The sequence below is a fragment of the Streptomyces sp. 8N706 genome (assembly GCF_052245415.1).
Taxonomy (GTDB): Bacteria; Actinomycetota; Actinomycetes; order Streptomycetales; family Streptomycetaceae; genus Streptomyces.
The window spans coordinates 1-8,972 of sequence record NZ_JBQQBW010000181.1 but is presented as its reverse complement, the minus strand read 5'-3'; the positions used below and the strand labels follow the sequence as shown (position 1 = coordinate 8,972).

General features: G+C 71.6%; 8 protein-coding genes. 6 read left to right on the top strand and 2 right to left on the bottom strand.

Translation table 11 applies throughout. From position 1 onward, the window contains the following. The coding region (locus tag ACTWQE_RS32890; protein ID WP_443332751.1) for a glycosyltransferase family 4 protein at positions 1-739 on the top strand (739 nt) is incomplete at its 5' end. A gap of 80 nt (positions 740-819) precedes the next feature. Here the strand turns inward: ACTWQE_RS32890 and ACTWQE_RS32885 are convergent. Further along, a complete protein-coding gene (locus tag ACTWQE_RS32885; RefSeq protein ID WP_443332750.1) occupies positions 820-1,488 on the bottom strand; it encodes a LuxR C-terminal-related transcriptional regulator in 669 nt (222 codons plus the stop codon). Further along, the gene (locus ACTWQE_RS32880; RefSeq protein WP_443332749.1) at positions 1,476-2,753 is read right to left on the bottom strand and encodes a sensor histidine kinase; all 1,278 of its coding nucleotides are present in this window, start codon (positions 2,751-2,753) and stop codon (positions 1,476-1,478) included. The genes ACTWQE_RS32885 and ACTWQE_RS32880 overlap by 13 nt, the downstream gene beginning before the upstream one ends. A gap of 151 nt (positions 2,754-2,904) precedes the next feature. Here ACTWQE_RS32880 and ACTWQE_RS32875 point away from each other — a divergent pair, with 151 nt between their 5' ends. The 5 genes from ACTWQE_RS32875 to ACTWQE_RS32855 form a co-directional block, all read left to right on the top strand. Beyond that, on the top strand, positions 2,905-3,651 hold the full coding sequence (locus tag ACTWQE_RS32875) for an ABC transporter ATP-binding protein (protein WP_443332748.1): 747 nt from the start codon (positions 2,905-2,907) through the stop codon (positions 3,649-3,651). Then, complete coding sequence (locus ACTWQE_RS32870) at positions 3,651-5,642, top strand: FtsX-like permease family protein (RefSeq protein WP_443332747.1); 1,992 nt, start codon at positions 3,651-3,653, stop codon at positions 5,640-5,642. The genes ACTWQE_RS32875 and ACTWQE_RS32870 overlap by 1 nt, the downstream gene beginning before the upstream one ends. 153 nt (positions 5,643-5,795) lie before the next feature. Continuing rightward, a complete protein-coding gene (locus ACTWQE_RS32865) occupies positions 5,796-6,467 on the top strand; it encodes a response regulator transcription factor (protein WP_443332746.1) in 672 nt (223 codons plus the stop codon). 21 nt (positions 6,468-6,488) lie between these two features. Continuing rightward, entirely contained in the window at positions 6,489-7,871 is a 1,383-nt protein-coding gene (locus ACTWQE_RS32860) for a sensor histidine kinase (protein ID WP_443332745.1), read from the top strand. 130 nt (positions 7,872-8,001) lie between these two features. Continuing rightward, on the top strand, positions 8,002-8,972 hold a 971-nt coding region (locus ACTWQE_RS32855), incomplete at its 3' end, for a serine hydrolase domain-containing protein (RefSeq protein ID WP_443332744.1).

Here is an 8,972-nt window from a genome sequence, read left to right as displayed (position 1 = left end):
CCTGGGCGAGTACACCCGGCGCCACATCGCCCCCGCGCTGGGGCCCCGCGCCGAACTGGTGCGGCTGGTGCCGGGCGTGGACGTGGCGGCGTTCCGGCCCGAGCCCGGCCAGGCCCGGCAGATCCGCGAACGGCACGGCATCATGGGCCGCAAAATCATCCTGTGCGTCTCGCGGCTGGTCACCCGCAAGGGACAGGACACGCTGATCCGGGCGCTCCCGGGCATCCGGCGGACCGTGCCGGACGCGGTGCTGGTGATCGTGGGCGGCGGCCCGGACGAGGCGCGGCTGCGCACGCTCGCGCGCAAGTACGCCGACGGGCACGTGGTGTTCGCGGGCAGCCTCGACCACGCCTCGACGGCGCCCTACTACGCGGCGGCCGACGTGTTCGCCATGCCGTGCCGTACGCGGAAGGCGGGGCTGGAGGCGGAGGGGCTGGGCATCGTGTTCCTGGAGGCGGCCGCCAGCGGACTGCCCGTCGTCGTCGGCGACTCGGGCGGTGCACCGGACACGGTCGTCGACGGCGTGACGGGCACGGTGGTCGACGGCACGGACGTGCGGGGCGTGGCGCACGCCGTGGCGGCGGTCCTGCGCGACCCGGAGCGGGCCGCGACGATGGGCGAGGCGGGCCGCGCGTGGGTGGCGGAGCAGTGGTCCTGGGACGCGTCGGCGGAACGGCTGACCCGGCTGCTCACCCCGGGCGCGGACCGGCGGCCCGTCACCCCGAAGTACGCCGGCTGACGGTCACCCCGAAATACGGCGGCCGAGGGTACGGGCGAGGGCCACGCTCCGCGGGCGGCTCTGCGAACCCGCCCGCGGTGTCAGGCCGGTGGGGTCTCGCGGCGGAGGTGGGCCAGGACCGCCAGGACGCGGCGGTTGCCCTCGGCCGGGTCGAGCTCCAGCTTCATGAAGATGTTGCTGGAGTGCTTCACCACCGACGCCTCCGTTATGGTGAGCCGCTGCGCGATGGCCTGGTTGTTGAGGCCCTGCGCCATCAGGGCGAGCACCTCCCGCTCCCTGGGCGTGAGCCGCTGCAGCGGCTCGTCCGCCGTCCGCTGCTGGAGCAGCACCCGGACCACCTCCGGGTCGATCACCGTCTGCCCGCCGGCGACCCGGTCCAGCGCGCCGAGGAAGTCCGCGACCTCGCCGACCCGGTCCTTCAGCAGGTACCCGAGGCCCCCCTCGCCCGACGAACCGCCGCTGAACAGCTGGGTCGCGTACGCGGTCGCGACGTACTGCGACAGCACCAGTACCGGCAGGCCCGGGTGCCGGCCGCGCAGTTCCAGCGTCGCCTTCAGCCCCTCGTCGCGGAAGCCCGGCGGCATCCGTACGTCGGTGATGACCACGTCCGGCCGGTCGGCGTCCACGGCGCGCGCCAGCTCCTCGGCATCGCCGACGGCGGCGGTCACCTCGTGCCCCACGCGGGACAGTAACTCCACCAGACCGGCGCGCAACAGGACGGCGTCCTCGGCAAGCACTACGCGGAGCACGACACCTCCACGCGTAGTTGCGTCGGTCCGCCGACGGGACTGGTCACGATGAGCCTGCCTTTCAGAATGGCCACCCGGTCCGCCAATCCTTGCAGACCGGCACCGGCGGCCGGGTCGGCTCCGCCGTGCCCGTTGTCGGTGATGAGCAGGACGAGCTTGTCGTCCCTGAGCCGGCCGATGACGGCCACCTTGTCGGCGCCGCTGTGCTTGGAGGCGTTCGTCAGCGCCTCTGTGATGGTGAAGTACGCCGTCGTCTCGACCGCCGACGGCAGCCGGTCCGGCAGGTCGATGTCGACGGTCACCGGGATCGGGTTGCGCAGGGCGAGTTCGGCGACCGCCGCGGGCAGCCCGTGGTCGGTGAGGACCTGGGGGTGGATGCCGCGCACCAGGGAGCGCAGCTGGTCCAGGGCCTGGCGGACCTCGCCGCGCGCCCGGGCGATGAGCGGGGCGGCGGCCGAGTCCTGGCCGCGCAGCTCCAGTTCGGCCAGCCCCAACGTCATGGTGAGGGCCACCAGCTGCTGTTGGGCGCCGTCGTGCAGATCGCGCTCGATACGGCGCCGCTCGGCCTCGAAGGCGTCGATCAATCGGGCACGGGAGCGGGTGAGTTCGATCACCCGGCTGCTGAGGTCCTCGTCGCGGGCCGACAGCAGGAACTGGGCGACCCGTACCTGCGCCCCCGTCAGCAGCCCGCCCGCGTACGCCGAGACCAGCAGCCCGAGCAGCCCCACGGCGCTGCCCGGCAGGGCCGCGACCGGGTCGGAGATCGGCTGCCCAGGCACCAGCATCACCGTGTCGGGGGCGATCGCCCACACGATGACGGGCGTCGCCGTCAGGATCGCGGACAGCCCCAGAAGGGCGGTGAAGCCGATCCCCGTGGCCGTGAAGACGACCCCCAGGACCAGCGTGTACGCGAGTTCCCGCCAGGTCGCCCGCTCCCGCAGTCGGGTGCGCAGCCACGGCAGGGCACCCGTACCGGGCAGGGAGCCGTGCGGGTCGAGGAGCGGGTCCGGTTCGACGAGCCGCAGTCGGCGCCGCTCCAGGGCGGCGACCGGGATGCCGAACACGGCGCCCGCCATGAGGACGACCAGGCCGATGCCCACCACCGACAGGCCGACGCCGACGAAGAGCAGGGCGGTGAAGAGCAGCAGCACCACGAAGCCCAGGACAGTGCCGCTCAGCAGGAACGCCGAAGAGCGCAGCGGCCAGGCGGAGAGCGCGAAGTGCAACGGGCGCCGTCGCATGGCCTCCCAGACGGCGACGGTCATGGTGCGTGTCCCTCCGGAAGGCCGTGGCGCGGGCTGGTCCACCAGGAACTCTAACCGCCCGGCGGGCGCGGACAATGGTAGGGAAAACCCTCTCCCCAGGACTCCCCGCAGGCCCACTGACCATGGCGGCCCGTTCTGGTGGACTGGGAGCATGTCACTGCTCACCGATATTCAGCTCCCTGCCGTCCAGCTGGCCGCCGTCTCCAAAAGCTACCCGAGCGCCGCGGGCCCCGTCCCCGTGCTCCGCGAGGTCAGCCTGGGCTTTCCGCAGCGGGCGCTGACCGCGGTGATGGGCCCCTCGGGTTCCGGCAAGACCACCCTGCTGAACTGCGCCGCCGGACTGGACAAGCCCGATAGAGGCATGGTCCTCCTCGGCGACACCGACCTTGCGGCCTGCGATGAGCGCGAGCTGACCACGGTGCGCCGCAGCCGCATCGGCTTCGTCTTCCAGCAGTTCAACCTGCTGCCTATGCTGACCGTGTTCGAGAACGTGGCGCTGCCGCTGCGCCTGCAGGGCGGGCGGGTCAAGCGGGACCGGGTCATGGAGGCGCTGCGCCAGGTGGGGCTGGAGGACAAGGCGGACCGGCGGCCCGCGCAGCTCTCCGGCGGTCAGCAGCAGCGGGTTGCGATCGCGCGGACGCTGGTGGCTGAACCGGAGATCGTCTTCGCCGACGAGCCGACCGGTTCCCTGGACCGGCGCAGTGGCCGGCAGATCATGGACCTGCTGCGCGACACGGTCGACCGGGCGGGCCGCACGGTGGCGATGGTCACCCACGACCCGGCCGCCGCCGCGTGCGCGGACCGCGTGGTGTTCCTGTCGGACGGCAAGGTCGTCGGGGGGCTCGACCACCCGACGGCCGACGCGGTGGCCCACCAGCTGGGCCTGTGGGAGCGGTGATGTGGCGCATCTCGGTGCAGTCGGTGCGCCACTACTGGGCCCTGTTCACCGGTACGTTCGTGGCGCTGGCGCTCGGTGTGGCGCTGATCGGGGTGTCCGCTTCGGCGCTCGCCGCCACGTGGGCAGTGCCCGCGTCCCCGGACGCCGGGAACCCGTCGGTGACCCTCACCGACAGTACGGGCACGGAACGCACCCTCTCCCGGGGTGATCTGGATATGGGCGGCGTGCAGAGCGTGCTGGCGATGGCCGGGGTGGTGTCGGCGTTCGTCACGGTCTTCGTGATCGCCGGGACCTGCGCCTTCGGCATCGCGCTGCGCCGCCGCGACATGGGGCTGCTGCGTCTCGTCGGCGCGGGCGGGCCGCAGGTGCGCCGGATGGTGCTGGGCGAGTCGCTGGCGGTGGCGGTGCCCGCCGCGCTGGCGGGCTGCGTGGTCGCGGCGGTGGCCGCTCCGGTCGCCGTGGAGGCGCTGAACGGGACCGGTCTGTCGCCGGTCGATTTGCGACCGGGACCACTGCTGTGGCCGCTGGTGTTCGCCGCGGGCAGTGGCCTGGTCATCGCCGTGCTGGGGATGCTGGCCGCTTCGAAGCGGGCCGCTCGGGTGCGGCCCACCGAGGCGCTGCGCGAGGCGGACCTGGACGCCCGGACGATGACCGCGGGGCGCGGCGTGATGGGCGTGCTGACGCTCGCCGCCGGTGCGGTGATGGTGGCGCTCGTGCCCGGTGTCGGTGCGGAGGCGGCCACTCCGCTGGCGCTGTTCGGCACGATGGCGCTGGCCGTCGCGGCCACCCTGTTCGGGCCGCTGTACCTGCCGCCGCTGCTGCGGCTGATGACGCTGCCGCTGCGCTGGGCGGACCCGGTGGCCGGGCGGCTCGCCGCGGAGTCGGTGCGCACCTCGCGACGGCGCACGGCGTCCCTGGTGGGGCCGGTGCTGGCCATCCTCGCGATCGTCGGGGTCTTCACCACGGTGCTGTCCACCACGGGTGCGGCGACCGAGGCGGACGACCGGGCGCGTACCGCTGCCCAGCTGGTCGTCGAGCCCGCCGCGGGCGCCACGCTGGGCCGGGACGCCGTCGCGGAGCTGCGGGCCGACCCGCGGGTGGCGGCCGTCTCGGCGCCCGCCCCGGTGGAGGTCGCGGTCGCGGGACCGCACTCGGTGTGGAAGGAGCAGGCGGCGGTCGCTGACCCGGTGGCGCTGGCCCGTACGCACCGGATCACCGTGGTGGACGGGACCCTCGGCCCGCTCGGGCCCGGAACGGTCGCGGTTTCCCGGGAATTCGCCGACTGGTACGGGCACCGCGCCGGCTCCACGCTCACGTACGGCCTGTTCGGCGGCGAGCCGGTCAAGGCCCGGGTGACCGCGGTGCTGGACGGCGGGTCGGACGTGCCCCCGCTGCTGCTGCCCTCCGGCGCCCGGGACACCTCCCCCGTCCCGGGGCTGGAGCGCGCGACCGTACTGCTCGACGAGAAGGCCGCGGGCTCGGCCCCGGTGGTGGCCGCGGAGCTGACCGAACGGCTGGGCGCGGACCGGGTGCGGGTCACCCCGACCGCGGACTGGTTCGGGCGGGTGGCGACCGATCAGGACCGGCTCAACCGGCTGGTGCTGGCCGTGCTGACCGTGCCCGCGTCGCTGTACGCACTGATCGCGGTGGCGAGCACCCTGATCATGTCGTACAGCCGGCGCGGCCGGGAGATCGCGGGCATGCGGATGATCGGGGTCAGCGCGGGACAGGTGCGCCGGATGGCGCTGTGGGAGACGCTGTCCACCACGCTGCTGGGGGTGCTGATCGCGGCCGGGGTGGTGACGGTCGGCGCGCGTGCCTACCGGGGAGCGCTGACCGTGTTCGGAGGCGAGACGCCGCTGAGCGTGCCCTGGGGAATGCTCGGAACGCTCACCGCCGCGTGCCTGCTCGTGGGTGTGGTGGTGAGCCTCTCAGCGACCGGACGTTTGCTCCGGCAAGTGAGCGTGGCGACGGTGGCGTCGCGCCAGTAGCACCCTACCTCACCTGGAGAAATGACGTTCGACGTAGCGTCATCCATCATGCCACGCCTATGCTGTGGCCCCCCACACCGCTCAACTTTCCCTTCACCATTCGGCGGCTTGTCCGTCGGTTGGTTGGCACGATCCAAACGAGCAGGAGTCTCCATGCGCGTCGCGATCGCCGAGGATTCCGCGCTCTTGCGAGCGGGAGTGGCGAGGCTGCTGGCGGACGAAGGAATTGAGGTCGTTGCTTCGCTGGGTGACACCACCGAGGTGATTCAAGTGGTTCTCAGCGCCCGGCCGCACGTGGTGATTATGGATGTCCGTATGCCGCCCACGTACACGGACGAGGGTATTCGCGCCGCTCTTGAGATCCAGAAACTCGGCACCGACACCGCGGTCCTGCTGCTCTCCCAGTACCTGGAGCCCACGTACGCGGAGGAGCTGGTCCAGGACGCCCCGGCCGGGACGGGCTATCTGCTCAAGCAGCGCGTGGGGGACTTCGAGGAATTCCTCTCCGCCCTGCACCGGGTCCGGCGCGGGGAAACCGTCCTCGACTCCGACATCTTCAAGCAGTTCGTCGGCAGTCCGCGCGAGAAACGCGCCACCGAGTTGCTGACTCCGCGCGAACGCCAGGTGCTCGAACTCATGGCGACCGGATTGACGAACAGCGGAATCGTCAACCGCCTCGGCATATCCGAACGGGCCGTGGAGAAACATGTAACCTCCATTCTCGGCAAGTTGAGGATTCCGAACTCGGGTGAGAAACACCGGCGGGTGCTGGCGGTACTGGATTATCTGCGGGGCATGGAAAGGCTGCAGGACAGAGCCGAATGACGCACGGTGGTCCGGAGTCCCGTGACATTTCCAATTCCTTACCGCGTGGCCGCCGGCCTCATCTACCTCTCCGTCGGCAGCCTGGTGGGCCTTCTGCTGGCCCCGCTGCTCCTGGTCTCCCTGGCGCTGCGCGCCGCTTCCTGGCTCCTGCTCGTCGGCCTGCCGATGGCGGTCGTCCTCGGCGTGCGCGCCGTGGCCGCCGTGGTGCGGTGGGCGACCCGGGCGGGGGGGCGACCGCCGCCCCGCCCGGACAACCCGCTGCGAGAGGTGCTGCGGCAGTTGCCGGCCTGGATGGCCCTCCTGCGCGACGGCCTGTCGTTCAGCCTGCCGCTGCTGCGGGCCATCGCCGACCTGGAGCGGCTGCTCGCCCACTCCGTCGTCGGCGACCCCGGGCAGGGGGAGGGCCCGCACCGGGCCGCCGTGGGGGGACGGGAGCGGGAGCACCGCCCCACGGAGGCGAGCTGGGACGACATCGGGTACCTCGGTCTGCTGCTGCTCGGCACGGTGTGGCTGCTGCCGCTGGCCGCCCTGGCGTTCCCCGTGGTCGCCTTCATCGTGGCCCTGCCCATCGGACCGCCCGAACAGCTCGCGTTCGGGCCCGGCAACACGCTGGTGGTGGCCGGAGCCGTCACGCGCGTGTCGGTCGCCGCCGCTTCCGTGGTGCTCTTCTCGGTACTGCTGGGGTTGTTGTTCTGTATGGGAAAATTGCGCGCCCGGATGGTGCGCCGCATTCTGAGCCGTATCGACGAGGCGGAAGCACAGCGAAGGGAAGAGGCGGCCGAGCGTCAGCGCATCGCGGTGCTGCGGGTGAATGACGCCGACTACCGCCGCCTCGAAAGGGATTTGCACGACGGGGCGCAGGCGCGTCTCGCCGTACTGCTCATGCACCTTTCGCGGGCCAAACACCGCCGGAGCGACGACGCGGAGTTTCTGTGCGCGCTCGTCGAGGAAACCCACCAGGAAATCGGCAAGGCGCTCGACGAAATACGGGACCTGGTACGGGGGATCCAGCCGCCCATTCTGAGCGACCGTGGTCTGGACGCGGCCGTGACGGCATTGACGGAACGCTTTCACGTGCCCGTGGTGGTGACCAGCGGCCTAGACCGGCGCCCGGATGTGAGAGTGGAATCGACCGCATACTACATCGTCGCCGAATGCCTGGCCAATACGGTCAAGCACGCCTCCGCCACGCGTATTCACGTCACCCTCGAAGAGCACGACAACCACCTGGTCGTCTCGGTGACTGACGATGGCACCGGCGGCGCCTCCCTGGCGGCCGGCACCGGGCTGCGCGGGCTGGAGGACCGGGCCGCCGCACTCAACGGGCGGTTGGACGTGAATAGTCCGCCCGGTGGACCGACGACGGTCAAGGCCACCCTGCCCTGGTCCGTGCACGCCGTCTGAACTGCGTTTTTTCCTCAGACCGAAAGCTCTTGCCGTTCAGCGAACACTTGACCGAGGATGAGGGGGTACGGCTACCCGCACCCTCCATGGTGCGGGTAGCCGTACCCGTGAAGTTCGATGAGGGGGAGACGTGGAAGCGGACCTCGCGGCGGACCGACTGTGCGAACTCGCGCACGACCACTCGGTTCCCGGCGCACAGTTGACGATCCACCAAGCGGGACAAAGCCTGTCCGTGGCCACAGGCGTGACACGCGCCGGCGGGACCGGCCCGGTGACCACGGGGACGGCTTTCGCGTTCGGCTCGGTGACCAAGGCCTTCACGGCCACCGCGGTGGCCCAGCTCGTTTCCGAGGGCGACCCGGAATGGGACGACCCGGTCGGCGAGTACTTGGCGGAGTTCGACGGGGCGGTGGACGAGGTGATTTCCGCCATCACCCTCCGGCACTTGCTCAGCCACACCGCCGGACTGGTCGCCGACCATGAACTCGACGACGTCGAAGAGACCTCTCTCGCCCGTTACACGGCGAGCGTCGCGACCACCCGCAGTCTGCACAAGCCGGGCCATTGCTTCTCGTACTCGAATTCCGGCTACAACATTCTGGGCCGGGTCATCGAGGCCGTCACGGACATGAAGTGGCAAGCCGTCATGGAGAATGCGCTTCTCCGGCCGCTCGGCATCGACCCGGTGTTCGTGAACGGCTCCCCGACCGGGCAGCGCCCCCTCGCCGACGGCCACGCCGTCCAACGGGGACAGCAGCGCACCGCTCGCCCCGTCGGCCTCTTCCTCCCGCTCAGCTGGGCACCGGCGAGCGGACTCGCTGGCAGCGCCGACGACCTGGTCGCCCTCGCCGGGCTGCACTTGGGCACCCACCCCGAATCCAGCACCCTGCTGCCCGAGGAGCTGCGTGTCGAGATGGGCGTGCGGATGCCCGCCGCCGACGCCTTCGGCATGGCCGACGGCTGGGGCCTGGGCCTGGCGCACTACGCCTCAGCCGACGGGCACTGGCTCGGCCACGACGGCACCGTCGACGGCGGCACCGCCCACCTGCGGTTCCACCCGGACAGCGGCACCGCCGTTGCCCTGACCACCAACGCCACCAC